This window comes from Stenotrophomonas sp. A3_2 (assembly GCF_036624925.1).
In the GTDB taxonomy this organism is placed as follows: Bacteria; Pseudomonadota; Gammaproteobacteria; order Xanthomonadales; family Xanthomonadaceae; genus Stenotrophomonas; species Stenotrophomonas hibiscicola.
In genome coordinates this window covers 28421-55000 of sequence record NZ_JAZKVY010000349.1, presented here as the reverse complement: position 1 = coordinate 55000, position 26580 = coordinate 28421, and the positions used below count along the sequence as shown (strand labels likewise).

General features: G+C 65.3%; 22 protein-coding genes and 2 rRNA genes (1 of these 24 running past the window's edge). 17 read left to right on the top strand and 7 right to left on the bottom strand.

Annotated elements, in window-relative coordinates; translation table 11 throughout:
• Together R5H29_RS18775 and rrf are read left to right on the top strand one after the other, a co-directional pair.
• A 23S ribosomal RNA gene (locus tag R5H29_RS18775) occupies positions 1-2797 on the top strand; it begins 83 nt to the left of the window's first position.
• Positions 2798-2924: 127 nt separating this feature from the next.
• Positions 2925-3039 (top strand): 5S ribosomal RNA (gene rrf, locus R5H29_RS18770).
• Between the two features lie 259 nt (positions 3040-3298).
• Here rrf and R5H29_RS18765 read toward each other — a convergent pair.
• Both R5H29_RS18765 and R5H29_RS18760 read right to left on the bottom strand, forming a co-directional pair.
• Positions 3299-5014 carry a M28 family metallopeptidase gene (locus R5H29_RS18765; RefSeq protein ID WP_155028839.1) on the bottom strand — a complete coding sequence of 572 codons (1716 nt, stop codon included), beginning with the start codon at positions 5012-5014 and terminating at the stop codon, positions 3299-3301.
• A 90-nt stretch (positions 5015-5104) separates the two neighbouring features.
• Positions 5105-5767 (bottom strand): hypothetical protein, encoded by a 663-nt coding sequence (locus R5H29_RS18760; protein WP_019662232.1) that lies wholly within the window; start codon positions 5765-5767, stop codon positions 5105-5107.
• A 95-nt stretch (positions 5768-5862) separates the two neighbouring features.
• Here R5H29_RS18760 and R5H29_RS18755 point away from each other — a divergent pair, with 95 nt between their 5' ends.
• Together R5H29_RS18755 and R5H29_RS18750 are read left to right on the top strand one after the other, a co-directional pair.
• Positions 5863-7164 carry a murein hydrolase activator EnvC gene (locus R5H29_RS18755; RefSeq protein ID WP_021202922.1) on the top strand — a complete coding sequence of 434 codons (1302 nt, stop codon included), beginning with the start codon at positions 5863-5865 and terminating at the stop codon, positions 7162-7164.
• A 107-nt stretch (positions 7165-7271) separates the two neighbouring features.
• Entirely contained in the window at positions 7272-8720 is a 1449-nt protein-coding gene (locus R5H29_RS18750; RefSeq protein ID WP_134735034.1) for a S41 family peptidase, read from the top strand.
• 82 nt (positions 8721-8802) lie between these two features.
• On the opposite strand, the gene R5H29_RS18745 is transcribed toward R5H29_RS18750, so the two are convergent.
• A complete protein-coding gene (locus R5H29_RS18745; RefSeq protein ID WP_019662230.1) occupies positions 8803-9495 on the bottom strand; it encodes a rhomboid family intramembrane serine protease in 693 nt (230 codons plus the stop codon).
• 227 nt (positions 9496-9722) lie between these two features.
• Here R5H29_RS18745 and R5H29_RS18740 point away from each other — a divergent pair, with 227 nt between their 5' ends.
• Positions 9723-11150 carry an outer membrane protein transport protein gene (locus tag R5H29_RS18740; protein ID WP_134735033.1) on the top strand — a complete coding sequence of 476 codons (1428 nt, stop codon included), beginning with the start codon at positions 9723-9725 and terminating at the stop codon, positions 11148-11150.
• Between the two features lie 134 nt (positions 11151-11284).
• Complete coding sequence (gene pnuC, locus R5H29_RS18735) at positions 11285-11884, top strand: nicotinamide riboside transporter PnuC (protein ID WP_019662228.1); 600 nt, start codon at positions 11285-11287, stop codon at positions 11882-11884.
• Between the two features lie 118 nt (positions 11885-12002).
• On the opposite strand, the gene putA is transcribed toward pnuC, so the two are convergent.
• Positions 12003-15221, bottom strand: a complete 3219-nt coding sequence (gene putA / locus R5H29_RS18730) for a bifunctional proline dehydrogenase/L-glutamate gamma-semialdehyde dehydrogenase PutA (protein ID WP_332329605.1) — start codon at positions 15219-15221, stop codon at positions 12003-12005.
• Positions 15222-15495: 274 nt separating this feature from the next.
• Between putA and R5H29_RS18725 the strand changes: the two genes are divergently transcribed.
• Genes R5H29_RS18725 through R5H29_RS18700 form a run of 6 tightly spaced genes read left to right on the top strand, consistent with a single transcriptional unit; the run spans position 15496 to position 20310 of the window.
• Entirely contained in the window at positions 15496-15972 is a 477-nt protein-coding gene (locus R5H29_RS18725) for a DUF2244 domain-containing protein (protein ID WP_021202927.1), read from the top strand.
• A gap of 11 nt (positions 15973-15983) precedes the next feature.
• Positions 15984-16940, top strand: coding sequence for a cytochrome c oxidase subunit II (gene coxB, locus R5H29_RS18720; RefSeq protein ID WP_332329604.1), 957 nt, complete (start codon positions 15984-15986; stop codon positions 16938-16940).
• Positions 16941-16999: 59 nt separating this feature from the next.
• A complete protein-coding gene (ctaD, locus tag R5H29_RS18715) occupies positions 17000-18607 on the top strand; it encodes a cytochrome c oxidase subunit I (RefSeq protein ID WP_005407790.1) in 1608 nt (535 codons plus the stop codon).
• An 8-nt stretch (positions 18608-18615) separates the two neighbouring features.
• Complete coding sequence (locus tag R5H29_RS18710; protein ID WP_031269936.1) at positions 18616-18834, top strand: hypothetical protein; 219 nt, start codon at positions 18616-18618, stop codon at positions 18832-18834.
• Entirely contained in the window at positions 18831-19421 is a 591-nt protein-coding gene (locus tag R5H29_RS18705; RefSeq protein ID WP_164144976.1) for a cytochrome c oxidase assembly protein, read from the top strand. The genes R5H29_RS18710 and R5H29_RS18705 overlap by 4 nt, the downstream gene beginning before the upstream one ends.
• Before the next feature lie 13 nt (positions 19422-19434).
• Positions 19435-20310, top strand: a complete 876-nt coding sequence (locus R5H29_RS18700) for a cytochrome c oxidase subunit 3 (protein ID WP_251103143.1) — start codon at positions 19435-19437, stop codon at positions 20308-20310.
• A gap of 20 nt (positions 20311-20330) precedes the next feature.
• On the opposite strand, the gene R5H29_RS18695 is transcribed toward R5H29_RS18700, so the two are convergent.
• A complete protein-coding gene (locus tag R5H29_RS18695) occupies positions 20331-20549 on the bottom strand; it encodes a twin transmembrane helix small protein (protein ID WP_332329603.1) in 219 nt (72 codons plus the stop codon).
• 57 nt (positions 20550-20606) lie between these two features.
• Here R5H29_RS18695 and R5H29_RS18690 point away from each other — a divergent pair, with 57 nt between their 5' ends.
• The 5 genes from R5H29_RS18690 to R5H29_RS18670 all read left to right on the top strand — a co-directional run bounded on the left by R5H29_RS18690 (position 20607) and on the right by R5H29_RS18670 (position 24953).
• Positions 20607-21320, top strand: coding sequence for an SURF1 family protein (locus R5H29_RS18690; RefSeq protein ID WP_332329602.1), 714 nt, complete (start codon positions 20607-20609; stop codon positions 21318-21320).
• Positions 21321-21362: 42 nt separating this feature from the next.
• Entirely contained in the window at positions 21363-21932 is a 570-nt protein-coding gene (locus R5H29_RS18685; protein ID WP_134735030.1) for a hypothetical protein, read from the top strand.
• A 10-nt stretch (positions 21933-21942) separates the two neighbouring features.
• Positions 21943-23106 carry a heme A synthase gene (locus R5H29_RS18680; protein ID WP_164144979.1) on the top strand — a complete coding sequence of 388 codons (1164 nt, stop codon included), beginning with the start codon at positions 21943-21945 and terminating at the stop codon, positions 23104-23106.
• Between the two features lie 4 nt (positions 23107-23110).
• The gene (gene cyoE, locus R5H29_RS18675; protein ID WP_332329601.1) at positions 23111-24004 is read left to right on the top strand and encodes a heme o synthase; all 894 of its coding nucleotides are present in this window, start codon (positions 23111-23113) and stop codon (positions 24002-24004) included.
• A gap of 142 nt (positions 24005-24146) precedes the next feature.
• Positions 24147-24953, top strand: coding sequence for a calcium-binding protein (locus R5H29_RS18670; RefSeq protein ID WP_164144981.1), 807 nt, complete (start codon positions 24147-24149; stop codon positions 24951-24953).
• A gap of 116 nt (positions 24954-25069) precedes the next feature.
• On the opposite strand, the gene R5H29_RS18665 is transcribed toward R5H29_RS18670, so the two are convergent.
• Entirely contained in the window at positions 25070-26041 is a 972-nt protein-coding gene (locus R5H29_RS18665) for a bile acid:sodium symporter family protein (protein ID WP_049453414.1), read from the bottom strand.
• A 28-nt stretch (positions 26042-26069) separates the two neighbouring features.
• Positions 26070-26570: a fused DSP-PTPase phosphatase/NAD kinase-like protein gene (locus tag R5H29_RS18660; RefSeq protein ID WP_134735027.1), complete on the bottom strand. Its 501-nt coding sequence runs from the start codon at positions 26568-26570 to the stop codon at positions 26070-26072.
• Positions 26571-26580: the final 10 nt, after the last annotated feature.

Below are 26580 nucleotides of genomic sequence, written 5' to 3'. Positions count from 1 at the left end.
AGCTGGCAACAAGCTTTGATCCGGTAATGTCCGAATGGGGAAACCCACCCGCTTGCGGGTATCCTGCAGTGAATACATAGCTGCTGGAAGCGAACCTGGTGAACTGAAATATCTAAGTAACCAGAGGAAAAGAAATCAACCGAGATTCCGTAAGTAGCGACGAGCGAACGCGGACTAGCCCTTAAGCTGGATTGGTTCTAGGAAAACGCTCTGGAAAGAGCGGCCATAGAAGGTGATAGCCCTGTATCTGAAAGGGCCATTCCAGTGAAGACGAGTAGGGCGGGGCACGTGAAACCCTGTCTGAACATGGGGGGACCATCCTCCAAGGCTAAATACTACTGACCGACCGATAGTGAACCAGTACCGTGAGGGAAAGGCGAAAAGAACCCCGGAGAGGGGAGTGAAATAGAACCTGAAACCGTGTGCGTACAAGCAGTAGGAGCTCCGCAAGGAGTGACTGCGTACCTTTTGTATAATGGGTCAGCGACTTACTGTTCGTGGCAAGCTTAACCGTATAGGGGAGGCGAAGGGAAACCGAGTCTGATAAGGGCGCATAGTCGCGGGCAGTAGACCCGAAACCGGGTGATCTAGTCATGCCCAGGGTGAAGGTGCGGTAACACGCACTGGAGGCCCGAACCCACTCCCGTTGCAAAGGTAGGGGATGAGGTGTGATTAGGAGTGAAAAGCTAATCGAACCCGGAGATAGCTGGTTCTCCTCGAAAGCTATTTAGGTAGCGCCTCATATGTATCCTCTCGGGGGTAGAGCACTGTTATGGCTAGGGGGTCATCGCGACTTACCAAACCATTGCAAACTCCGAATACCGAGACGGACTGTATGGGAGACACACGGCGGGTGCTAACGTCCGTCGTGAAAAGGGAAACAACCCAGACCCACAGCTAAGGTCCCAAATTTTGTGCTAAGTGGAAAACCATGTGGAAAGGCACAGACAGCCAGGAGGTTGGCTTAGAAGCAGCCACCCTTTAAAGAAAGCGTAATAGCTCACTGGTCGAGTCGGTCTGCGGGGAAGATTTAACGGGGCTAAGCACAGAACCGAAGCTTGGGGTGCATAACTTTGTTATGCGCGGTAGAGGAGCGTTCCGTAAGCCGTTGAAGGTGGATTGAGAAGTCTGCTGGAGGTATCGGAAGTGCGAATGCTGACATGAGTAACGATAATGCGGGTGAAAAACCCGCACGCCGAAAGCCCAAGGTTTCCTTGCGCAACGTTAATCGGCGCAGGGTGAGTCGGCCCCTAAGGCGAGGACGAAAGTCGTAGTCGATGGGAAGCAGGTTAATATTCCTGCACCTCGCGTAAGTGCGATGGAGGGACGGAGAAGGTTAGGTGTACCAGGCGTTGGTTGTCCTGGGGAAAGGCGGTAGGTTTGGATCTTTGGCAAATCCGGGATCCTCTAAGACCGAGCACCGAGACGAGCCTTTATGGCGAAGTCACTGATACCACGCTTCCAGGAAAAGCTCCTAAGCTTCAGCTTACGCAGACCGTACCGTAAACCGACACAGGTGGGTAGGATGAGAATTCTCAGGCGCTTGAGAGAACTCGGGTGAAGGAACTAGGCAACATGGCACCGTAACTTCGGGAGAAGGTGCACCCTTTTTGGTGGCTCGTGCGAGCTATAGCTGAAGAGGGTCGCAGTAACCAGGCCGCTGCGACTGTTTATCAAAAACACAGCACTCTGCAAACACGAAAGTGGACGTATAGGGTGTGACGCCTGCCCGGTGCTGGAAGGTTAATTGATGGGGTCAGCCGCAAGGCGAAGCTCTTGATCGAAGCCCCAGTAAACGGCGGCCGTAACTATAACGGTCCTAAGGTAGCGAAATTCCTTGTCGGGTAAGTTCCGACCTGCACGAATGGCGTAACGACAGCGGCGCTGTCTCCACCCGAGACTCAGTGAAATTGAAATCGCTGTGAAGATGCAGCGTTCCCGTGGCAAGACGGAAAGACCCCGTGAACCTTTACTATAGCTTTACACTGAACGTTGAGTTCGTCTGTGTAGGATAGGTGGGAGGCTATGAAACCATGGCGCCAGCTGTGGTGGAGCCATCCTTGAAATACCACCCTGTCGTGCTTGACGTTCTAACCTGGGCCCATTATCTGGGTCGGGGACCGTGTATGGTGGGTAGTTTGACTGGGGCGGTCTCCTCCTAAAGAGTAACGGAGGAGCTCGAAGGTACGCTCAGCGCGGTCGGACATCGCGCACTGTGTGCAAAGGCATAAGCGTGCTTGACTGCAAGATCGACGGATCAAGCAGGTAGGAAACTAGGACTTAGTGATCCGGTGGTTCTGTATGGAAGGGCCATCGCTCAACGGATAAAAGGTACTCCGGGGATAACAGGCTGATACCGCCCAAGAGTTCATATCGACGGCGGTGTTTGGCACCTCGATGTCGGCTCATCACATCCTGGGGCTGTAGTCGGTCCCAAGGGTATGGCTGTTCGCCATTTAAAGTGGTACGCGAGCTGGGTTCAGAACGTCGTGAGACAGTTCGGTCCCTATCTGCCATGGGCGTTGGAGATTTGAGAGGGGCTGCTCCTAGTACGAGAGGACCGGAGTGGACGAACCTCTGGTGTTCCGGTTGTCACGCCAGTGGCATTGCCGGGTAGCTATGTTCGGAAGCGATAACCGCTGAAAGCATCTAAGCGGGAAGCGCGCCTCAAGATGAGATCTCCCGGGGCACAAGCCCCCTGAAGGAACCATGTAGACTACGTGGTTGATAGGTCAGGTGTGTAAGTACAGCAATGTATTGAGCTAACTGATACTAATGATCCGTGCGGCTTGACCATATAACCTCAAGTTGCCTTGGCTTTACGACAACGTCGTAAGAGCATCCAAGTGCACGCTACGTCACAAGATCTATGAGAGGCAGGCGCCTTATCCAGCTGTACCGGATGGCGACGCTCCAACCGCCTCCCTGGTGAAATTAGCGCTGTGGAACCACCCGATCCCATCCCGAACTCGGAAGTGAAACGCAGCTGCGCCGATGGTAGTGTGGCTCAAGCCATGCGAGAGTAGGTCATCGCCAGGGTTTACACCCCAAACCCCGCTGCTTACGCAGCGGGGTTTTTCTTTGTGCGTAGCAAACGCCGGTAGTGCCGGCCGCTGGCCGGCAACCCGATGGCGTTACATCGCCCGGTAGATTCATGCCATGCGTGGGTAAGATGGTCCCCACGGAAGGCGGTGCCAACCGAGGTTGGCACCCACCAATGGCAGAGCGTACAAAAAAAGCGGCGCCCCACGGGGCGCCGCTTTGACCTCAACGATGTTCAGTCGAGCATGGCTCGACCCTACTTTGCAGCGGCCGCAGCCTTGTCCTTCATCATCGCGTCGCGGGCAGCCTTGAACGGGTTGCCTTCGTACCAGTTCGGCCAACGATCGCCACCGGCCAGTTCCTTGCCCACGCCGTACATCAACTGAAGGTCTTCGACGGTACCGTCCAGCTTCCAGGTGGCCGCGTCGAACTCGTCCTTCGGGCCGTGGTAACGGTTGGCGCCGTAGTCGGCTGCGGCCTTGCGGCCAGCGTCAACGCCGCCCTCGCGCAGGTCCTCGCCGCCATCGGCGTACAGGGCCGGCACGCCGGCTTTGGCGAAGTTGAAGTGGTCCGAGCGGAAGTAGAAGCCGCTCTGCACCGACGTCTCACCATGCAGCGTGCGGTCCTGGGCAGCGGCCAGCGGCTTGAGGATGTCCTCCAGCTCCGAACTGCCGAAGCCGGTGACGGTCACGTCCTTGGCACGGCCGGCCACTGACATCGCGTCGATGTTGATCACGCCAGCAATCTTGTCCAGCGGGAAAGTCGGATGGGCAACGTAGTACTTCGAACCCAGCAGGCCGGATTCTTCCAGGGTCACCGCCAGGAACACCACCGAGCGCTCCGGCTTCGGATCCTGGTGCGCCATGGCTTCGGCCACTTCCAGAATACCGGCGACGCCGGTCGCATTATCGACGGCGCCGTTGTAGATGTTGTCGCCGGTCTCGCCCTCATGCTTGCCCAGGTGATCCCAGTGCGCCATGTACAGCACCGCCTCGTCAGCGCGCTTGCTACCCGGCAACACACCCACCACGTTGCGCGACTGCTTCTGTGCGATCTGGCTCTTCAGGTCGACCGCAGCGGTGGCCTTCAGCGGCACCGGCTTGAAACCGCGCTTGCTGGCATCCTTGTAGGCCTGCGCCAGGTCCAGGCCGGCTCCGGCAAACAGCGCCTTGGCCGCGTCGGCACTCAGCCAGCCCTGCACCGGAATACGGGCTTCCGGGTCATCCTTGGCCGGCAGGTCGTACTGCGGGCCCGCCCAGGAATTCTTCACCACGTCCCAGCCGTAGGACGCGCCGGCGGTGTCGTGCACGATCAGCGCGGCAGCGGCCCCCTTGCGGGCAGCCTCCTCGAACTTGTAGGTCCAGCGGCCGTAGTAGGTCATGCGCTTGCCGTCGAACAGCTTCTCGTCGTCGACATGGAAGCCCGGATCGTTGACGAACATCACGACGGTCTTGCCCTTCCAGTCCTGGCCGGCGTAGTCGTTCCACTTCTGCTCCGGCGCATCGACGCCATAGCCGACGAACACCAGGTCGCTGGCATCGACCTTCACCTCGGCCTGGCCGGTACGAGTCCCCACCACCATGTCGGTGCCGAACTTCAGCTCGGTGGTCTTGCCGCCCTGGGTGATCTTCAGCACGGTCGATTCGTCGGCCGTGGTCTCGGTCATCGGTACATCCTGGAACCAGCTGTCGCCGTTGCCGGGCTGCAGGCCGATGCGCTGCATCTGGTCGCGGATGTAGTTGACCGTCAGTTCTTCGCCCTTGCTGCCCGGCGCGCGGCCTTCGAACTCATCCGAAGCCAGGGTCTTGACCATCTCGGCGAAGTCGCCGGCATTGATCTCCGGGGAGAACGCATGCGCGGCCGGCTTGGCAGCTGCGGTGTCGGTGGCCGGCGCGGGCGCCGGAGTGTCTTCGCCTTTGCAGGCACTGAGCGCGGCCGCAGCGGCCAGGCACAGGAGGAGTTTGCGGGGCATCGTCGATTCCTGGGTAACAAACAAAGGGCGGCCGCGCGTCGTGCACGACCGGTGTCAGCGAGTATCACCGAACCCGAAGGCGCGGTGCGCTCAGTCCGCGGGAGCGGTTTCGGTGTCGAACGGGATCGGCTCGGCGCCGGTGACCGGGCCGATGCGCGCAGTGCGATGCACGTACAGCACCACCTCGCGTTCGAACTGCAGTGGACCCTTGACCACGGCATTCGGGCCGATGATCACACGCGGCTTGCGGCTGGCGGTCAGCGAGACACTGAAGTTCGGCTTGCGCACATGCACGCCGCCGTTGACCTGCGAACCGATACCGACGGTGATGTCACCGTTGACGGTCTCCACATCCTTGCCGACGCGGCTTTCGACCAGGCCGATGCCACCATTGACGGTCTCGACACCGCCTTCGACCTGGCTGCCGCGATCGGTGAAGATGCTGCCGTTGACGGTGCTGACGCCGCCGCTGGCGATCACTTCGCGGCCCAGGCGTACGCCGCCGTTGACCGTTTCGATCTTGCCGGTGCGCGCGCCGTCGGCGACCTTGACCCCGCCGTTGACGGTGTCGATGCTGCCGGTCTCGACGCCTTCGCCGACGCGGATGCCACCGTTGACGGTGTCCAGCTTGCCGTAGCGCTGGCCGGGTTCGGCGCTGATGCTGCCGTTGACCTTGCTGATGTTCTCCTGCGCACAGACCGGCCCGGTGGCCAGCAGTACGCCCAACAGCAGCGGAATGGAAAGAATTTTCATGGCGACCTCGATGGAAGTGCGGCTGGCAGGCCGCGTGCGGAGATGTCACCATTCCCCGGTAGCCCCTGCAACTGCCTGAAGTCACTGGAAAGCCCTTGCGCGACAACGTCTTCCCATCACGCCGACATCACATCGCCGCTGCCCGCGGCGGTCGCTGCCTGCTGCTGGGGCTGGCGTTTGCGCTGGCCCTGCCGCTGCCCAGCGGTGCGCAGACCACCCGCGAGACCGAGCGCAAGCTGCAGAAACTGCGTACCGAACTGAAGGGCGTGGCGCAGGAGCGACGGCAGATCGAGGGCCAGCGCGGGCAGGCATCGCGGCAGCTGCGCGAGGCCGATGAGAAGGTAGCCCGCACCGGCCGTGCCCTTGCGCAGACGGAAGCCGCGCTGCGCGAGCAGGGCCGCGCCCTGGCCGAAGCCGAGCAGCGCCGCAGCACGCTGCAGGGCAACCTGGCCCAGCAGCACCGCGAACTGGCCGGGCTGTTGCGCGCGGCGTATCAGCTGGGCGACCACGCACCGCTGAAGCTGCTGCTGTCGCAAGACACGGTGGCCGATGCCAACCGCGCCCTGGCCTACCATCGCTACCTGCAGCGCGAGCGTGCGCAGCGGATCACCACGCTGACCGCCGACCTGAAGGAACTGGAAGCACTGCAGGCGCAGATCGCCGAGCGCAAGCAGAAGCTGCAGGGGACGCAGCAGGACCAGAAACAGCAGGCAGCCGCCCTGGAAGCGGACCGCCGCGATCGCGCAAAGACCGTTGCCTCGCTGGAAGAGCGCTTCAAGGACCAGCGCGAGAAGGAACAGGCGCTGGGCCAGGACGCCAAGGCGCTGGAAACATTGCTGGCCAACCTGCGAGCGGCCGCTGCCCGTGCCGAGGCCGAGCGCCGCGCGGCTGCACGCCGTGCGGCAGCGGAGAAGGCCGCCGCCGAACGTGCTGCACGCCAAGCCGCCGCACAGGGCCGGCCGCCACCGCCACCGACCAAGGTGCCGCCTGCGGTCGCATCGGCACCGGCGCCGAAGGTGGGCGGCCTGGGTTGGCCGTTGTCCGGCAACCTGCTGGCCCGCTATGGCGGCAAGCTGCCCGATGGCCGCACCAGCAGTGGCGTGCTGATCGGCGCACCGGCTGGCAGCACGGTCACCGCCGTGGCCGATGGCACCGTGGTGTTCTCCGACTGGATGACCGGCTACGGCATGATCCTGATCGTCGACCACGGCAACGGCTACATGAGCCTGTACGCGCACAACGACACCCTGCTGAAGGATGCCGGTGCGCGGGTCAGCCGCGGTGATGCAGTGGCCAAGGTCGGCAATTCGGGTGGCCAAGGTGTCACCGCGCTGTACTTCGAGCTGCGTCGTGGCGGGCAGCCGGTCAACCCGGACAGCTGGCTGCAGCGGCGCTGAACCCGGCTCGTTACGCACGGGCCGGATTCAACGGGAATTTAGCTGTGCTTCGCGCATAATCGGTGCATGTGCCTTGGGCACCATGCCACCGTCGACAGGAGTGATCCATGCGCGCAGCCCGTACCGCCACCCTCTTGCTGGCCCTGTTGCCAGCGCTGTCCTGGGCGCAGCAGACCGCGCCTGCCCCAAGCCAGGAAACCAGCGGGCAGGCAGCGAACAGCGAGGAGGCGGTGACCTCGAAGGTGCCGCTGGAGGAAATCCGCCGGTTCGTGGCCGTGTACAACGCGGTGCGCGCCGCCTATGTCGACCCGGTCGATGACAAGAAGCTGATGCAGTCAGCCGTGCGTGGCCTGCTGCTCGACCTTGATCCGCACAGCACCTACTTCAACAAGGAAGACGCGCAGGCTTTCGACGAGCAGGCCAACGGTGCCTACGAGGGCATCGGCGTGGAGCTGCAGCAGCAGCCGGACAACGCCAGCATGAAGGTGATCGCGCCGATCGACGACACGCCGGCAGCCAAGGCCGGCATCCTTGCCGGCGATTTGATCATCGCCATCGACGGCAAGCCGATCAGCGCCATCGATGCGAGTGAACCGCTGCGCGGCCCGGCCGGCAGCAAGGTGGTGCTGACCATCGTGCGCGAAGGCAAGCCGAAGCCGTTCGATGTCAGCCTCACCCGCCAGACCATCCGCGTGACCAGCGTGCGCAGCCGCCTGCTGGAACCCGGCTATGGCTACATCCGCCTGAGCACCTTCCAGGCCGATACCGGCTCGGACTTCCAGAAGCACGTGCAGCAGCTGCAGAAGCAGTCCGGTGGCCAGCTCAAGGGCCTGGTGCTGGATCTGCGCAGCAATCCGGGTGGCCTGCTGACGGCCGCCGTGCAGGTAGCCGACGATCTGCTCGACAAGGGCAACATCGTCAGCACCCGTGGCCGCATCAGCATCAGCGATGCCCGATTCGACGCGACCCCGGGCGACCTGCTGAAGGGTGCACCGGTGGTGGTACTGGCCGATGCCGGTTCGGCCAGTGCCTCGGAAGTGCTCGCCGGCGCGCTGCGCGACAACAAGCGCGCCCGAGTGGTTGGCAGCCGCACCTTTGGCAAGGGCTCGGTGCAGACCGTGTTGCCGCTGGACAACGGTGATTCGGTGAAGCTGACCACCGCGCGCTATTACACGCCCAGCGGCAAGTCGATCCAGGCCACCGGCATCGTGCCGGATGTTGAGTTGAAGCCCGCCGCTACGTCGGCGGAGGATGCCCTGCCGGCCAGCCTGAGCGATTACAGCGAAGCCACCCTGCCGGGCCATCTGCGCGGCGACGACGAAGGCACCGAGGGCTACCACGCCGGTGCGGTGCTGCCGGGCGACGGCCCGATCAACGACGCGCTGGCCGAGCTGAAGAACCCCGGTTCGGTGGCTGCACGGTTGAAGGCCGAGGCCGAGAAGGCGGATGCCGCCAAGACCGCGAAGGCCGCTGCGGCGAAGCCGGAAGCGAAGGTCGAACCTAAGCCGGAAGCAAAGCCGGAAGCAAAGCCCGCACCGGCCCCAGCGAAGCCGTGAGGTAGCGCCGGGCCATGCCCGGCGTCGGCTCAAGGGCGGAAGAAGAAAACAAATGCCGGCCAGCGGCCGGCACTACCCGGCGTCAGAAGCCGTGGCGCTTGCGCAGTCGGCGCGCGATCGCAGCCCGCACGTAGACCCCGTACACGACGCCGAACACGAAGCCACCGATGTGCGCCCACCAGGCCACCATGCCGAAGCTTGGGCCGATGTGGGCGAACACCACCTGCAGTGCCGCCCAGACGCCGATCAACAGATAGGCCGGCGCGCGCACGAACTCCAGGAACAGGCCGAGCGGGATCACCACGCCCAGCCGTGCGCCAGGGAACAGGGCCAGATACGCACCGATCAGGGCCGACACCGCGCCACTGGCGCCGATGATGATCTGGTCCGGGCTGCCCATGGTGTAGATCGCCACCAGGTTCGACACTGCGCCGCCGACCAGGAACAGCAGCAGCAGGCGCCACGGGCCCAGCACCCGTTCGGCGGGCAGGCCGAAGATCAGCAGGAACACCAGATTGCCCAGCAGGTGCGACCAGTCCGCGTGCAGGAACAGGGCGGTGAACAGGCGCAGCACGCTGCCGTCCTGCAGGGTCGCCCACCAGTCCAGCGGGTGGGTCAGGCCGGTGGACAGGGCGCCCCAGTCCAGCCAGAGGCTGCCGCGGGCATCGTCCGGCCGCGAGATCGACCACAGGAACGCCAACCACAGTGCCGCAAACAGCACGGGCGTGGCCCAGCGCAGGGCCGCCTTCTTGCGGGACGGGAGGGAGACGAACATGGCACTAGCCTAGCGTGCGGGCGCTTGCGGCGGGGATTGTCCTGTTCAGCTTTCGAGACGAGAAAACCGACCGCACCGTTATTGTTTCATTAACGGCTCTGGGTAATACTCGCATACGGCGTCGTATGTCGGGAGGGGAATCCGGCGCGCTCCGATGGGTCCCAGGACCTGGCGGGCGCAGGCGCACTCAGAGCACCATCACCGCTTACCGGAGAGAGAGAACTACGATGCAAACCGCTTCCACCATTGCCCGACTGACCCTGCTGGCCGTCGGCGTTGCCGGTGCGCTGGCCGCCGCCGATGCCAATGCTGCCGCCTTCCAGCTGAAGGAAAACAGCGCCAAGGGCCTGGGCCGCGCGTTCGCCGGCTCCACCTCGACCGAAGGTGACGCCTCGGTCATCGCCACCAACCCGGCCTCCATGCGCCTGCTCGACGGCACCCTGGTCCAGGGCGACGTCAGCGCCATCAGCTTCGGCGCCAAGTTCCGCGGCCAGGGCCAGTACGGCAACGGCGCGCCGATTTCCGGTGGCAACGGCGGCGACGCCGGCATGATCGCCCCGGTTCCGGCCGCGTACTTCCACGTGCCGTTCGGCGAGAACGACAACATGCACTTCGGTGCTTCGCTGACCGTGCCGTTCGGCTTCAAGACCGAATACGACCGCGACTGGGTCGGCCGCTACAATGGCGTCAAGACCGAGCTGCAGGCGATCGACCTGGGCGTGGCGTTCTCCTATGACGTCAACCCGTACCTGTCGTTCGGTGCTTCGGTGTTCGCCGAGCGCCTGAACGTCGACCTGACCAGCGCTGTCGACACCGGCACCGCGATCAACGCCACCGCCCAGCGCACCGCGGCGGCGCGTGTGCTGGCTGCAGGCGGCACCCCGGCCCAGGCTGCGGCGGCGTCGCAGGCGGCTGCACGCCAGGCCGCCCAGCTCGGCTTCTCGCCGGGCACCGCCGATGGCTACCTGCGCATCAAGGGCGACGAAGTGTCGGTCGGCTACACCCTGGGCATGACGGTCACCCCGGTGGAAGGCACCAACATCGCCTTCAGCTACCGCTCGAAGGTCGAGCACAAGATCACCGACGGCAAGGCCGACTTCACCATCCCGCAGAACGCTGCCGCCTTCCTGGCCACTGCCGCCCCGGGTACCTTCATCGACAGCAACGGCCGCGCCACCATCACCCTGCCGGCCAGCGCCACCGTGGGCTTCACCCACCGCGTGAACGACCAGTGGCAGATCATGGCCGAGGTCACGCGCACGGCGTGGAGCAAGTTCGACCAGGTCACCGTCGACTATGACTCCAACCAGCCGGACAGCGTGCTGCCGTTCCACTACCGCGACACCACCTTCGCGTCGATCGGTACCGATTTCCGCGTGAACGACAAGCTGACCCTGCGTGGCGGCCTGGCCTACGACCAGACCCCGACCACCGACGCCCACCGTGACGTGCGCGTGCCGGACACCACCCGCAAGTGGCTGTCGCTGGGCCTGACCTACGCCGCTTCGGACAAGATGGAATACAGCGTGGGTTACACCCACCTGTTCACCAAGGATCCGAACATCACCTCGACCTCGGCCACTGCCAACACCGTGACCGGCAAGTACAAGGTGAGCGGCGACGTGCTGGCGGCGTCGATGCAGTACAAGTTCTGATTCGGGCGATTGCCTGAAGCAGTACGAGGAGAGCCCCGCGCAAGCGGGGCTTTCTTTTTGCGGAGGGTATCCACGCATGGCATGGATCTGCTGGTCCGACGACGCAGGGCGCGGATCTACGCGACAATGGTGCGATGAACCTGTCCGACCCGAGCTTCCAGCTGGAGCTGGCCGCCAACATCGCCGTCGCCGGCTCGATCCTGCTGGCCGGCCGCAACAACGTGCACACCTGGTGGCTGGGCATCGTCGGCTGTGCATTGTTTGCTGCCGTGTTCGAACGCTCGCACCTGTACGCGGACATGGTGCTGCAGTTCTTCTTCATCGCGATCAGCGTGCTGGGCTGGTGGCAGTGGCTGCGCGGCGATCATGGTGCGCCGTTGCCGATTACTTCATTGCGGCCGCGTGCCTGGGCCTGGCTGGCGCCGCTGGCGGTAGTGGCCACCTTCGGCTACGGCTGGATGCTGACCCGACTGACCAATGCCTATGCGCCGTACATCGATTCGGCGGTACTGGTGCTGAGCGTGATCGCGCAGATCCTGATGATGCGGCGCAAGCTGGAGTCGTGGTGGGTCTGGCTGCTGGTAAACACCGTTGCAGTGCCGCTGTACTACAGCCGTGGCCTGCACCTGACCTCGATCCTGTACATCGGTTTCTGGGTCAATGCACTTGTTGCTCTCGGGCACTGGCGCAATCTGATGCGGGCCGAGGCCACGACGGCACCTGAATTCCTGTAGAGCCGAGCCCACGCTCGGCTGCGCCGGAAAAGCCGAGCATGGGCCCGGCGCTACAGGAAGCAAAACACAAGAAACCCCGCATTCGCGGGGTTTCTTGTTTACCGCACCAAGCAGGCGATCAGTCGCCCAGGGTCAGCAGCGAGGCGTTGCCGCCGGCGGCGGTGGTGTTCACCGTCACCGTCTTTTCGGTGGCAAAGCGCAGCAGGTAGTGCGGGCCGCCGGCCTTCGGGCCGGTGCCGGACAGGCCCTGGCCGCCGAACGGCTGCACGCCGACCACTGCACCGATCTGGTTGCGGTTGACGTACACGTTGCCGACGTGGACGCCATTGCTGATGCGGTCAACGGTTTCGTCGATGCGCGAATGCACGCCCAGGGTCAGGCCGTAGCCGGTAGCGTTGATCTGGTCGATCACCGCGTCGAGCTGGTCGCCCTTCCAGCGGATCACGTGCAGGACCGGACCGAAGACTTCCTTCTGCAGCTGGCCCAGGTCCTTCAGTTCGTATGCGCGCGGCGCGAAGAAGGTGCCGTGCGCCGTTTCGGCGGACAGCTCGGCGGCGGCGATCAGGCGCGCTTCGCGGTCCATGCGCTCAGCGTGATCCTGCAGGATCTTCAGCGCATCGGCGTCGATCACCGGGCCGACGTCGGTGGACAGCAGGCCGGGGTTGCCGACCTTCAGCTCCTTCATCGCACCGGCCAGCATGGTCATCACCTTGTCAGCGATGTCGTCCTGCACGAACAGCACGCGCGCGGCCGAGCAGCGCTGGCCGGCGGAGGTGAAGGCCGAACCGATCGCGTCCTTGACCAGCTGTTCCGGCAGCGCCGACGAATCGGCGATGAAGGCGTTCTGGCCGCCGGTCTCGGCGATCAGCACACCGATGGCGGCGTCACGCGCGGCCATCGCACGGTTGATCGCACGGGCGGTCTCGGTGGAGCCGGTGAAGGCCACGCCGGCCACGCGCGGGTCGGCGGTCAGCGCTGCACCCACGGTGGCGCCGTCGCCCGGCAGGAACTGCACCACCTCGGCCGGCACGCCGGCATCGTGCAGCAGCTTCACCGCGTAGTAGCCGATCAGGTTGGTCTGCTCGGCCGGCTTGGCGATGACGCTGTTGCCGGCGGCCAGTGCGGCGGCGACCTGGCCCAGGAAGATCGCCAGCGGGAAGTTCCACGGGCTGATGCAGACGAACACGCCGCGGCCGTGCAGCTGCAGCTCGTTGGATTCACCGGTCGGGCTGGGCAGCTTCTCGGCGTGGCTGAACTGCTCGCGCGCCTGCTTGGCGTAGTAGCGCAGGAAATCCACGGCTTCGCGCACTTCGGCGATGCTGTCGGGCAGGCTCTTGCCGGCTTCCTTCACGCACAGCGCCATGAACTCCGGCATGCGCGCTTCCAGCTGGTCAGCGGCGTGTTCGAGGATGGCGGCGCGGCTGGCGGCCGGGGTGCGGTTCCAGGCCGGTTGTGCGGCCACGGCGTTGGCCAGGGCCTTCTGCACGGTGGCGGCATCGGCGGCCAGCCACTGGCCGACCACTTCGCGGGTGTCGGCCGGGTTGGTCACCGGCAGCGCGGCGCCGGCCGGGTTGGCACCCGGTACCAGCGGCGAGGCCTGCCACGGCTTCACGGCGGCGTTGAGCTGCTCGGCCAGGGCGCGCAGTTCGTTGTCGTTGGCGAGGTTGGCGCCCATGGAGTTCTTCCTGTCGTGGTTCTGGCTGCGCAGCAGGTCAACCGGCAGCGGGATCTTGGGATGCGGAATCGATTCGAACGAGGCGACCATCTCGACCGGATCGCGGATCAGGTCGGCGATCGGCACGCGCTCGTCGGTGATGCGGTTGACGAAGCTGGAGTTGGCACCGTTTTCCAGCAGGCGGCGCACCAGGTACGGCAGCAGGTCTTCGTGCGAACCGACCGGGGCGTACACGCGGCAGGGCAGGTTCAAGCGGTCGGCCGGCACCACTTCGGCGTACAGGTCGTCGCCCATGCCGTGCAGCTTCTGGTGCTCGTACACGCCGCCGTTGGCGATGCTGCGCACGGCCGCGATGGTGTGCGCGTTGTGCGTGGCGAACATCGGGTAGATCGCGTCCGCATGGGTGAACAGCCGCTTGGCGCAGGCCAGGTAGGACACATCGGTGTTCTGCTTGCGGGTGAACACCGGGTAGCCCGGGTAGCCTTCGATCTGCGCGCGCTTGATCTCGGCATCCCAGTAGGCGCCCTTGACCAGGCGCACCTGCAGGCGGCGACCGGCACGGCGTGCCATGTCGGCCAGGTGGTCGATCGTGTACGGCGTGCGCTTCTGGTAGGCCTGCACGACCACGCCGAAGCCATCCCAGCCAGCCAGCGAGGCGTCGGAGAACACCTGCTCGATGATGTCCAGCGACAGTTCCAGGCGGTCGGACTCTTCGGCGTCGACGGTGCAGCCGATGCCGTAGCTCTTGGCCAGCTGTGCCAGTTCCAGCACGCCCGGCACCAGGTCCTTCAGCACGCGCTCGCGCTTGGCGTGCTCGTAGCGCGGGTACAGCGCCGACAGCTTGATCGAGATGCCCGGCGCGTTGTTGACGTCGCCGTCCGGACGGCCACCGCGGGCCTTGTGATCGCCGCCGATGGCGTGGATCGCACGACGGTAGTCTTCCAGGTAGCGCAGCGCGTCCTTCATGGTCAGCGCGCCTTCGCCGAGCATGTCGAACGAGTAGCGGTAGCTGGCGTTGTCGCCCTTGTGCGAGCGCGCCAGCGCTTCGCTGATGGTGCGGCCCATGACGAACTGGTGGCCCATGATCTTCATGGCCTGGCGCACGGCCAGGCGCACCACCGGCTCACCGACGCGGCCGACCAGGCGCTTGAACGCGCTGGGGGCATCGGCGCGGGTGGCGTCGTTCATCTGCACCAGCTTGCCGGTCAGCATCAGGCCCCAGGTGGAGGCGTTGACCAGCACCGAGTCGCTGCCGCCCAGGTGCTTTTCCCAGTCGGCATCGGCCAGCTTGTCGCGGATCAGCTTGTCGGCGGTGTCCTGGTCCGGAATACGCAGCAGTGCCTCGGCCACGCACATCAGCAGCACGCCTTCCTCGCTGCCCAGGTCGTACTGGCGCATGAAGGCTTCGATGGCGCCCTGGTCCTTGGCGCGCACGCGCACGCGGCCGACCAGGTCGGCGGCCAGTGCCTGCACCCGGGCCTGCTCGTCGGCGGGCAGGCGGGCCTGCGCCAGCAGTTCACGCACGTGGCTCGCCTCGTCCTTCAACCAGGCATCGGTGATGGCCTGGCGGAACGGGTTGGGGGGCGCCGGCAGTTCCGGCGACAGCAGCGCGCCGGGACGCGGAGCGTCGTGGGCGGCAGGGGAGGAGGAAGGTGCGTTCATGCCGGTCCGGCCAGTGGAAAACTTGGCGATTTTAATCATTTTTGAGCCCATCGGAAGTGCCGCGGAGACACCTTCACGACGCGCTGATAGTCCCTAGCTGCGGTGCATTCAGCGTGTTCAGCAAGCTCGGCAATATTTGTGCTGAATTCGTCATTCGCGCCGCCGACCGCATGCTGTGTTGCAGCATCGGAAAATGTGTGAATGCACCCTTGCTACCGGCGAGAGGGCGGGGCTACCATCGAGACGTTTCCCGCGGCAGGAACGCGGTTGCGACATGATCGAGGTGCTTCCAGCTCCGGATGGGTCAGGTACGCAGCTGCGGCTGCGTCCCCCACGGGCGCTCGATGCCCGGCAGTTCGTCCTGTTGTTCACCGTGTTGTCGGGTGCGATGTGGCTGGTGTCCGCCCTCGGGTGGTGGGCCGGCAATGCATTCGCCCCCCTGTTCGCGCTGCTGTACAGCCTGGTGCTGGCGGCGGCGCTGCGTGCCTTGTGGCGCAGCGGTGAACGGCAGGAGGAGATCCGGGTAGTGCCGGCGTACGTGGAGGTCATTCCCGTACCCGGTGGATCGCCGGTGTTCCGGGCCCACCCGCATTGGGTGCGCCTGCTCACCGACGATGAGAGGGTCCGGCTGGCATCCAGCGGCCGGCAGGTGGAGGTGGGGAGTTTCCTCGCGCCGGCCGAACGTCAGACGCTTGCAGAGACACTTGAAAGCTTGCTCGCCGCCAGCGATGGCGGCAACCGACGACGCTAAGGGTCTAGGCAATGAAGCAAAGCAGCAGGTGGGGCACGAAGTGCGTGAACGCGGTTGCCGCAGTGCTGGCGACCGGGGGACTGATGCCGGCGTTGGCCTGGGCCCAGGCGGCCGATCCCAAGCCGTGGCAGCTGAACATGGGCAAGGGGGTGACCCAGACCTCGCGCCTGGCCTGGGAATCGAACAACCTTTCGTTGATCATCTGCACGGTGATCGGCGTCATCGTGTTCGGCGCGATGGCCTACGCCATCTTCAAGTTCCGCAAATCCAAGGGCGCGGTCGCCGCCACCTTCAGCCATAACACCAAGGCCGAAGTAATCTGGACGGTGATCCCGGTGATCATCCTGATCGTGATGGCCTGGCCGGCCACCGCCAACCTGATCAAGATGTACGATACCCGCGATGCCGAGATGACGGTGAAGGTCACCGGCTACCAGTGGATGTGGAAATACGAATACCTTGGCGAGAACGTCACCTTCACCAGCCGCCTGGACCGCGAGTCCGACCGCGTGCGGCAGAGTGGCATCGTGCCGACCCGCGAAAGCCATCCGCACTACCTGCTGGATGTCGACAACCGCCTGGTGCTGCCGGTCGATACCAAGGTGCGGTTCGTCATCACTTCCGATGATGTGATCCACGCCTGGTGGGTGCCGGCGCTGGGCTGGAAGCAGGACGCCATCCCCGGCTTCATCAACGAAGCCTGGACCCGCATCGAGCAGCCCGGTGTCTACCGCGGCCAGTGCGCCGAGCTGTGCGGCAAAGACCATGGCTTCATGCCGATCGTGGTCGAGGCGGTGCCCAAGGAGGACTTCAGGAAGTGGCTGGCGCAGCGCAAGCCGGCGCCGCCCGCCGAGCCCGCCACGCCTGCGGCACCTGCCGAACCGGCTGCACCGGCGGGCGAGGCACCGGCTGCGCCTGCTGCTGCCGAAGCGGGCAGCGCGCCTGCCAGCGAGGCCAGCGGAGCGTGATGTAAAGCCCGCGGCCGCTCGCGGCCGTGGTGACAACCGATTCTGAGAGGTGTTTTGCAATGGCGCACTCGGCAGTTGGGCACGACGATCACCATCACCACCAGAGCTTCTTCGAGCGTTGGTTCTTCTCGACCAACCACAAGGACATCGGCACGCTGTACCTCGGTTTCAGCTTCATCATGTTCATCATCGGCGCGGCGATGAGCGTGGTGATCCGCGCCGAGCTGGCGCAGCCGGGCCTGCAGTTCGTCAAGCCCGAGTTCTTCAACCAGATGACCACCGTGCATGCGCTGGTGATGATCTTCGGTGGCGTGATGCCGGCCTTCGTCGGCCTGGCCAACTGGATGATCCCGCTGCAGATCGGCGCGCCGGACATGGCGCTGCCGCGCATGAACAACTGGTCGTTCTGGTTGCTGCCGGTGGCTTTCAGCCTGCTGCTGCTGACCCTGTTCCTACCCGGTGGTGCGCCGGCGGGTGGCTGGACGCTGTATCCGCCGCTGTCGCTGCAGGGCGGCTACAACGTGGCCTTCAGCGTGTTCGCCATCCACGTGGCCGGCATCAGTTCGATCATGGGTGCGATCAACATCATCGCCACTGTGCTGAACATGCGCGCGCCGGGCATCGACCTGCTGAAGATGCCGATCTTCTGCTGGGCCTGGCTGATCACCGCCTTCCTGCTGATCGCGGTGATGCCGGTGCTGGCCGGTGCGGTGACCATGCTGCTGACCGACAAGTTCTTCGGCACCAGCTTCTTCAATGCCGCCGGTGGCGGTGACCCGGTGATGTACCAGCACATCTTCTGGTTCTTCGGCCATCCCGAGGTCTACATCATGATCCTGCCCGCCTTCGGCGTGGTCAGCGAGATCATCCCGACCTTCAGCCGCAAGCCGCTCTTCGGCTACCAGGCGATGGTGTACGCCACCGCCGCGATCGCGTTCCTGTCGTTCATCGTCTGGGCCCACCACATGTTCACCGTGGGCATGCCGCTGGGCGGCGAGATCTACTTCATGTTCGCCACCATGCTGATCTCGATCCCGACCGGCGTGAAGGTGTTCAACTGGGTCAGCACCATGTGGCGTGGCTCGCTGACGTTCGAGGCACCGATGCTGTGGTCGGTGGCCTTCGTCATCCTGTTCACCATCGGTGGCTTCTCCGGCCTGATGCTGGCGATCGTCGCCGCCGACTTCCAGTACCACGACACCTACTTCGTGGTCGCCCACTTCCACTACGTGCTGGTGACCGGTGCGGTGTTCGCGCTGATCGCCGCGGTGTACTACTGGTGGCCGAAGTGGACCGGGCGGATGTACAGCGAGAAGTGGGCCAAGGTGCACTTCTGGTGGTCGATCGTATTCGTCAACCTGTTGTTCTTCCCGCAGCATTTCCTCGGCCTGGCCGGCATGCCGCGCCGCATTCCCGACTACAGCGTGGCGTTTGCCGACTGGAACCTGATCAGCTCGATCGGTGCGTTCGGCATGTTCGTCACCCCGTTCATGATGGCCGCGATCCTGCTGTCGTCGCTGCGCAACGGTGAGAAGGCCGAAGCACGCAGCTGGGAAGGTGCACGCGGGCTGGAGTGGACGCTGCCGTCGCCGGCACCGGCGCACACCTTCACCACGCCGCCGACCATCCGCCCGGGGGATCTGGCGCATGACGACATCACGCATTGAGGTGGGGCATGCATAACGAGAGCCCACTGCAGACCTGTAGAGCCGAGTCATGCTCGGCTGGCGTGGAGCAGCCGAGCATGGCTCGGCTCTACAACAGCCCGGGCGACGCCCCGGAAAACGGCATCGAACAGCAGCGCCAGCGCGCCAGGCGCACGGCGATGTGGGTCGGCGCCATCGCGGTGCTGGTCTACGTCGGCTTCATCCTCAGCGGGGTGATCGGCCGATGAGCGAGGCGCCAGCCAGCACACCGTCTCGCAGTGCCGGGCTGCCGCGCCTGATCGGCGTGGCGGTGGCGGTGTTCCTGCTGACCTTCTCGCTGGTGCCGCTGTACCGCATTGCCTGCGAGAAGGTGTTCGGTGTGCGCCTGGAACGCGGCCCCGGTGGCGAAGCCAGTGCAGGCGCGGCGGCCGGCAAGCGCACCGTGCGCGTGGAATTCGATGGCGGCGTCAATTCGCGCCTGCCGTGGTCGTTCCATCCCGAACAGCTGACCATGGATGTGGTGCCCGGCGAACTCAACGAGGCGCTGTACTTCGCCCGCAACGACAGCCAGCAGGCAGTCGTTGGCAGCGCGGTGCCTTCGGTGGCACCGGCACGCGCGTCGGGCTTCTTCAGCAAGACCGAGTGCTTCTGTTTCACCGCGCAGACGCTGCAGGCCGGCGAGAAGCGCGACATGCCGGTGCGCTTCATCGTCGATCCGGACCTGCCGCCGGAAATCAAGACGATCACCTTGTCCTACACCTTCTACCGCAACGACGCGTTGTCCGATCGGCTGGCCCCGGCCGCCACCTCGGACGGCGCGCACGCCGCACCCTGACCCGGATACCGACATGGCCCAGACACCGACCGACGCCAACGTGTACTTCGTCCCGGCCCAGAGCAAATGGCCCTTCGTGGGGTCCATCGCGATGATGGTGACCATGGTGGGCGTAGCCAGCTGGCTCAACGATGCCAGCTGGGGGCGCTGGACGTTCTACATCGGTATCGCGATGCTGGTGCTGACGTTGTTCTGGTGGTTCAGCGACGTGGTGCGCGAATCGCAGGCCGGCAACTACAACCAGCAGGTCGATGGCTCGTTCCGGATGGGGATGATCTGGTTCATCTTCTCCGAAGTGATGTTCTTCGGCGCCTTCTTCGGCGCGCTGTTCTACACCCGCAACCTGGGCCTGTCGTGGCTCAGTGGCGAAGGCCGCGGGGTGATGACCAACGAGCTGCTCTGGCAGGGCTACTCCGCCGGATGGCCGACCAACGGCCCGGCGGCGATCGGTGGTGCCTTCCAGACCATCCCGGCGTGGGGCCTGCCGCTGATCAATACGCTGATCCTGCTGACCTCCGGCGTGACCTTGACCATCGCCCACCACGCGCTGAAGGCCGGCAACCGCCGCCAGCTGCTGATCTGGCTGGGCCTGACCGTGGTGCTTGGCCTGGGCTTCCTGACCCTGCAGGCGGAGGAGTACATCCACGCCTACAAGGAACTGAACCTGACGCTCGGCTCGGGCATCTACGGTTCAACCTTTTTCATGCTGACCGGCTTCCACGGCGCGCACGTGCTGCTGGGCACGATCATGCTGATCGTGATGTGGCTGCGTTCGGCCAAGGGACACTTCACCCGCGACAACCATTTCGGTTTCGAAGCCGCCGCGTGGTACTGGCACTTCGTCGACGTGGTGTGGCTGATGCTGTTCCTGTTCGTCTACGTGCTTTGACCGCGCACGCATCGGTGGCCTCAGCCGCCGACGCCGTGCGGCTTGATCCAGCGCATGTAGATGCTCACGATCACCAGTACGATCAACGCCACCGACACCGCGATGCGACGTGTCAGTGCGTTGACGGTGCGCTTGGTCTGCCCGCGGTCGACCAGCAGGTAGTACAGGCCGGCGCCCAGATTCCAGACGATGACGATCAGAAACGCGATTACCAGCAGGGTCTTCAGCGAATCACTCATGCGCGGCTCGAGGGCAGGGTGGATGTGCCTATCTGACCGCGTTTGCGCGGACTTGTCATGATGCGCCAGCACACGCGCGTGCTCGGATGGCTGCTGGCCGTGCTGGCCATGGCCGGTTTCACCGCATTGGGGCTGTGGCAGCTGCAGCGCATGCATGCCAAACAGGCAATGTTGGATGCACAGGGTCCAGCCGTGGCTCAGACGCTGTCGCTGGCCCAGGCGCTGGCCGCACCGGGCGCGTTGCATGGCGTGGCCGACCATGGCCGCTTCCTGCCCGGCGTGGTGCTGCTGGACAACCAGATCCGGCATGGCCGCGCCGGCGTGAAGATCTATCGCCCCTTCCGCAGTGACGAGGGCAGCGTGCTGCTGGTCGATCTGGGCTGGCGCGCGCTGCCGCCGGATCGCACGCTTCCGGAGGTGCCGTCGCCGCCTTCGCCGGTGGCCGTGCGCGGGCTGCTCGCGCCGCCACCGTCGGCGGGACTGGCCTTGGGCCCGGCGTTCTCCGCTACCGATGAGGCCGGGCGTTGGCTGGCCAGCCGCTTGCCCGCCGAGGGCCTGGCGGCGGCGCTTGGCCTGCCGGCATTGCCCGATCGCGTCCTGCGGCTGGACCCGGCGCTGCCCTTCGGCGAAGAACGCGACCTGGACCTGCTGCCGAACACGCTGCCGCCGCAACGCCACCTGGGCTACGCCGTGCAGTGGTTCGGCCTGGCCCTGACCGTGCTGGTGGTCGCGCTGGTACTGGAGTGGCGCAGGCGCCGTGCTGCCCGGTAGTGCCGCCCGCATCCCTCACCCAACCATGAGAAAATGCCCCGCATGAACACTGCTACGTCCCCGCAGGCGCGCGGCTCCGGCCGCCGGACCCTGGTGCTGCTGTTTGCCGTGTTCTTCGGGGCGATGGCGCTGGCCGCCGTGCTGCGCTTCTCTGGCTGGCAGCCCACCGGGCACCGCAATGCCGGCCAACTGCTGAAGCCGCCCGTGGACCTGCGCCAGCAGGCACCAACCCTGGCCAACGGCCAGCCCTACCCGTGGAACCCCGAAGCCCGTACCTGGCGCCTGCTGGTGGCACCGTCCGGCGCCTGCGACGCGCCGTGCGTCACTTTGTCGCAGGGACTGGGCAAGGTGTGGCAGCTGTTCGGCCATAACGCCGATAATGTCGAGATCCTGTGGCTGGGAACGCCACCGGCGTCGATCGCCTCGCTGCCCGCGCTGCGGCCGCTGGCTCCGTCGCCAGCCCTGCGCGCGGCGCTGCCCGGCGTCGATGATCCGGCTGGACCGCCGGTCTACGTGATCGATCCGAACGGCTTCGTGATCATGCGCCATGCCCCCGGTAGTGATCTGGGCGGCCTGCGCAAGGACATGGCCACGTTGCTGAAACTGAAGTGAGTCCCGTTTGATGAGCCTTTCCGCGCGTCCGGCGCTGCACCGCAATTTCCACCGCCTGGCGTGGTTCGCCATGATCATGACGGCGAGCACGATCATGTTCGGCGCCTTCGTGCGCCTGTCCGATGCCGGCCTGAGCTGCCCGGACTGGCCGACCTGCTATGGCCAGGCCACCTGGCCGCAGCACGTGGAAGAGACCATCGGCCACCCGGCGGCGGAGATCCGCCCGCTGGAGACCCACAAGGCCTGGCGTGAACAGGTGCACCGGTTCCTGGCCGGCGCACTGGGCATCGAGATCCTGACCCTGGCGCTGCTGGCCACGCGCAAGCGGCGATTCGGAAGCACGGCGGTGGTGACCGCCTGCGTGCTGGTGGCCGCCGGCATACCGCTGTACATGATGGGCTGGCATGGCACCGCCAGTACCTTGGCTCTGGTCGGCGAGGCGATCCTGCTGATCGCCGCGCTGCGCTGGAGCAACATCGACCTGGCACGCGCTGCACTGCTGACCCTGGCGGTGGTGATCTTCCAGGCCCTGCTGGGCATGTGGACGGTGACCCTGCTGCTCAAGCCCATCGTGGTGATGGGCCATCTGCTGGGCGGCATGCTGATGTTCGCGCTGCTGGCCTGGATGGCCTGGCGTGCGACGCACATGCCGATCACTCTGGCCGAGGCACCGAAGCTGAAGTGGCTGCTGCGCATCGGCCTGGCGGTGCTGGTCACCCAGATCGCACTCGGCGGCTGGGTCAGTGCCAACTACGCGGCGCTGGCCTGCGGCGGCGGCAGTGCATCGCTGGACAACTTCCCGCGCTGTGCCAACCAGTGGTGGCCGCAGCACAACTTCGTCGAAGGCTTCACGCTGTGGCGTGGCATCGGCGTGGATTACGAAGGCGGCGTGCTCGATGGAGCCTCGCGTATCGCCATCCAGATGGCCCATCGCCTGTTCGCCGTGGTGGTGGCCGTCTACCTGCTGTGGCTGGGCGTGCGCCTGTTCCGTTTGCCGAGCATGCGCGGCTGGGCCAGCGCGCTGATCGCGCTGCTGGTGCTGCAGGTCACGCTCGGCATCCTCAATGTGAAGCTGGCGCTGCCACTGGAAGTGGCCGTGGCCCACAACGGCGTGGCCGTTGCCCTGTTGTTCGTGCTGGTCAGCCTGCTGGCCCGCCTGCGCGCCCCGGACTGACTCCATGTTTTCCAATTACCGCCAGTACTGGGACCTGACCAAGCCCAAGGTCGTTGCCCTGATCGTCTTCACCGCCCTGGTCGGCATGGTCCTGGCAATCCCGGGCGTGCCCAGCTGGGAGCAGGTGCGCGCCGGCGTGCTCGGTTTCGTCGGCATCTGGCTGGCGGCCTCGGCCGCAGCCGCCATCAACCAGCTGCTGGACGCGCACATCGATGCGCAGATGGCGCGCACCTCGTGGCGTCCGCTGGTGGTGGGCAAGGTCAAGCCATGGCAGGTGCTGGTGTTTGCCGGCGTGCTGATCGTGCTGTCGATGACCATCCTGGTGCTGTGGGTGAACCTGATCACCGCCGTGCTGACCTTCGCCTCGCTGATCGGCTACGCGGTGATCTACACCGTGTACCTCAAGCGTGCGACCTCGCAGAACATCGTCATCGGTGGCCTGGCCGGCGCGATGCCGCCGATGCTGGGCTGGGCGGCGGTGACCGGCATGCAGGGCTCGTCGGACTGGGCGTACTCGTCGCTGCTGGTGCTGATCATCTTCATCTGGACCCCGCCGCACTTCTGGGCGCTGGCGATCTTCCGCCGCGAGGACTACGCGAAGGCGGAGATCCCGATGCTGCCAGTGACCCACGGCGTGGCGCACACCCGCAAGCAGATCATGGTGTATTCGGTGGTGCTGGCGCTGGTCTGCCTGCTGCCGTACCTGGTGGGCATGAGCGGTGCGTTCTACCTGGGCGGCGCGATCGTGCTCAACGCCGTGTTCCTCTGGTACGCCTGGCGCATGCTCAACCCGCCGGACGAATTGTTCTCGATGAAGATGTTCTATTACTCCATCGTCTACCTGATGGCGCTGTTCGCCTTCCTGCTGGTGGACCACTGGATCCTGCCCTGGTTGTAAAGCGCCACCTGTAGAGCCGAGCTCATGCTCGGCTGAGGGGTGGTTGGAAGAGCAGCCGAGCGTGGGCTCGGCTCTACACTTGATCTCTTCCAGCGGCGTCGCCATTGCTGTTCCTGACCGCAAAGGAAAGGAAGGCGCAGGGATGCATTCGATCTTCCGTTGGACCGCTGCGCTGCTGCTGGCGCTGGGTGTGGCCCTCACCGCGCATGCCGATGACACCGCCGCGCAGATCCGCCAGCATGCCGGTGAGCACCGCCTGCTGGTACTGGGCGAATTCCACGGCACCCGCGAGACCCCATTGCTGGTACGCCAGCTGGTGGACGACTACAGCCGCAACGGCCCGGTCCTGCTGGCGCTGGAACTGCCACGCGCCGAGAACCCTGTGCTGCGCGGCTATCTGGAATCCGATGGCGGGGCCACGGCGCGCCGGCACCTGCGCGGCCGCGCGTTCTGGACCGTGCGCGATGACCAGCATGATGGTCGCCGCAGCCGTGACATGCTGGCGATGATCGAAGGCCTGCGTGTGCTGAAGGCGCAGGGGCGCGTGATCGAAGTGGTTGGCTATGACGTCAATGCCAGCAGTGGCGGCAACCAGGCGCGCGATGACTTCATGGCAGCCGAGTTGCGACGGCTCTATCGAGGGTTGCCAGACAATGCACGCATGCTGGTGCTGACTGGCAATGTCCACGCCATGCTGCGGCGGCCGGAAGGTATGCCGCCGGAAATGCAGAGGCGGCCGATGGCCTCCCAGCTGCGGGACCTGGATATCTACAGCGTGCGGTTGGGTGCACTGCGTGGCCAGGCGTGGGCGTGCGCGGACCATTGCATGGCGCGGTCATTGCCCGAACGGGTGGCCCGTGGGCCTCGGGTCGATGCCCATGCAGGCCGGCAGCACGACCTGTGGGTATGGATGCCGGAACTGAGCGTCGGGACGCTGGTGGATCCGTAGCGTCAGGCAAGCCATCCACGCATGGCGTGGATCTACTCCGGATCACAGGTGTCAGCCGAGCGTGGGCTCGGCTCTGCAGTAGATCCACGCCATGCGTGGATGTTCTCCCCATCGGGTCAGGGCTTGCGTCGCGCGTACCGCTGCGCGATCACGCCGCAGACGATCAGCTGGATCTGGTGGTAGATCATCACCGGCAGCACGATGGCGCCGAGGCTGCCGCCGGCGAACAGCACCTTGGCAATCGGCACGCCGGTGGCCAGGCTTTTCTTCGAGCCGCAGAACACGATGGCGATCTCGTCCTCGCGGTTGAAGCGCAGGCGGCGGGCGATGAAGGTGATCAGCGGCATGGCGATGCCGAGCAGCACGGCAGCCACCACGGCCACGGCCAGCAACGAAAGCAGCGGCGTCTTGCTCCACAACCCTTCGGTCACCGCTTCGCCGAACGCCGAATACACCACCAGCAGGATCGTGCCCTGATCGGTGTAGCGCAGCAGCGCGCGCTGCTTCTCCACCCAGCCGGCAATCCACGGCCGCAGCAGGTGGCCGGCCACGAACGGCACCAGCAGCTGCAGCATGATGCCGCCGATCGCATGCAGCGGGTCGTGCACGCCGCCGGAGGTGCCGGCCAGCGCGGTCAGCAGCAGCGGGGTCAGGAATACGCCGAGAATGCTCGACAACGAGGCACTGCACACCGCTGCGGGCACGTTGCCATGCGCCATCGAGGTGAACGCGATGGACGACTGCACGGTGGAGGGCAGGGTGCACAGGAACAGCACGCCCAGGTACAGCTCCGGGGTCAGCAGCCAGCCCGATAGCGGCTTGAACATCAGCCCCAGCAGCGGGAACAGGAGGAAGGTGCAGGCCAGGATGGTCAGGTGCAGCCGCCAGTGCAGCATGCCGCCGATGATCGACTCGCGCGGCAGGCGTGCGCCATGCAGGAAGAACAATGCCGCGATGGCGACCGTGGTGACATCGTCGAGGACGATGGCGGCGGCGCCCTTCATCGGCAGCAGGGAGGCCAGACCGACGGTGCACAGCAGGGCGAGGGTGAAGTTGTCCGGTCGCAGGCGCGACCACCAGCGGGTCATGGTGGGCAGAGTCCTTGGTGCGGTGGAGTCAGGGCGAAATGGATGGCGTGGCCAGGCGTTGGCGGGTGGCGGCTTCCAGCGAGGTCAGGCCAGCACGCTGGCCCAGCTGAAGGGCCTGTTCGGGGCTGGCATGTTCGTAGCGTGCGTTGACCAGGCCGAGCACGGCGCCGGCGCGGTTGCCGGACGTACAGTGCAGCAGCACAGGCCCCTGGCTCTGCCGCAGGGCCTGGTGCACGGCGCGCACGTTGGCGGCATCGAGCCCCTCGGCACCGGCCACCGGAATGCGCACGTAGCGCAGGCCCAATGATTCGGCAACGCGCGTTTCGTCGAACCCCCGGTCCTCGCCGGGCTGGCGCAGGTCGATCACGGTGCGCACGCCCTGCGCGGCAAGTTCGCGCAGTTGTGCGGCGGAGGGCTGGCCGCCGGCATACAGGCCCGGCCGGACTTCCCTGAGCGGGCCATCTGCGGCCAGGGCCGCCAGTGGCAGGCAGAGCGACAACAACAGCAGGCAGGTCAGGCGCAGCAGCATGGTCCTCTCC

Bases quoted from the DNA above. Each gene is read 5' to 3' on its own strand.
- R5H29_RS18765 (WP_155028839.1), bottom strand. From the start codon at position 5,014: ATGCCCCGCAAACTCCTCCTGTGCCTGGCCGCTGCGGCCGCGCTCAGT.
- R5H29_RS18710 (WP_031269936.1), top strand. From the start codon at position 18,616: ATGCATAACGAGAGCCCACTGCAGACCTGTAGAGCCGAGTCATGCTCG.
- R5H29_RS18700 (WP_251103143.1), top strand. From the start codon at position 19,435: ATGGCCCAGACACCGACCGACGCCAACGTGTACTTCGTCCCGGCCCAG.
- R5H29_RS18750 (WP_134735034.1), top strand. From the start codon at position 7,272: ATGCGCGCAGCCCGTACCGCCACCCTCTTGCTGGCCCTGTTGCCAGCG.
- R5H29_RS18740 (WP_134735033.1), top strand. From the start codon at position 9,723: ATGCAAACCGCTTCCACCATTGCCCGACTGACCCTGCTGGCCGTCGGC.
- R5H29_RS18685 (WP_134735030.1), top strand. From the start codon at position 21,363: ATGAACACTGCTACGTCCCCGCAGGCGCGCGGCTCCGGCCGCCGGACC.
- R5H29_RS18660 (WP_134735027.1), bottom strand. From the start codon at position 26,570: ATGCTGCTGCGCCTGACCTGCCTGCTGTTGTTGTCGCTCTGCCTGCCA.
- R5H29_RS18695 (WP_332329603.1), bottom strand. From the start codon at position 20,549: ATGAGTGATTCGCTGAAGACCCTGCTGGTAATCGCGTTTCTGATCGTC.
- R5H29_RS18690 (WP_332329602.1), top strand. From the start codon at position 20,607: ATGATGCGCCAGCACACGCGCGTGCTCGGATGGCTGCTGGCCGTGCTG.
- coxB (WP_332329604.1), top strand. From the start codon at position 15,984: ATGAAGCAAAGCAGCAGGTGGGGCACGAAGTGCGTGAACGCGGTTGCC.
- putA (WP_332329605.1), bottom strand. From the start codon at position 15,221: ATGAACGCACCTTCCTCCTCCCCTGCCGCCCACGACGCTCCGCGTCCC.
- cyoE (WP_332329601.1), top strand. From the start codon at position 23,111: ATGTTTTCCAATTACCGCCAGTACTGGGACCTGACCAAGCCCAAGGTC.
- R5H29_RS18665 (WP_049453414.1), bottom strand. From the start codon at position 26,041: ATGACCCGCTGGTGGTCGCGCCTGCGACCGGACAACTTCACCCTCGCC.
- R5H29_RS18705 (WP_164144976.1), top strand. From the start codon at position 18,831: ATGAGCGAGGCGCCAGCCAGCACACCGTCTCGCAGTGCCGGGCTGCCG.
- R5H29_RS18760 (WP_019662232.1), bottom strand. From the start codon at position 5,767: ATGAAAATTCTTTCCATTCCGCTGCTGTTGGGCGTACTGCTGGCCACC.
- R5H29_RS18670 (WP_164144981.1), top strand. From the start codon at position 24,147: ATGCATTCGATCTTCCGTTGGACCGCTGCGCTGCTGCTGGCGCTGGGT.
- R5H29_RS18680 (WP_164144979.1), top strand. From the start codon at position 21,943: ATGAGCCTTTCCGCGCGTCCGGCGCTGCACCGCAATTTCCACCGCCTG.
- R5H29_RS18725 (WP_021202927.1), top strand. From the start codon at position 15,496: ATGATCGAGGTGCTTCCAGCTCCGGATGGGTCAGGTACGCAGCTGCGG.
- pnuC (WP_019662228.1), top strand. From the start codon at position 11,285: ATGAACCTGTCCGACCCGAGCTTCCAGCTGGAGCTGGCCGCCAACATC.
- ctaD (WP_005407790.1), top strand. From the start codon at position 17,000: ATGGCGCACTCGGCAGTTGGGCACGACGATCACCATCACCACCAGAGC.
- R5H29_RS18745 (WP_019662230.1), bottom strand. From the start codon at position 9,495: ATGTTCGTCTCCCTCCCGTCCCGCAAGAAGGCGGCCCTGCGCTGGGCC.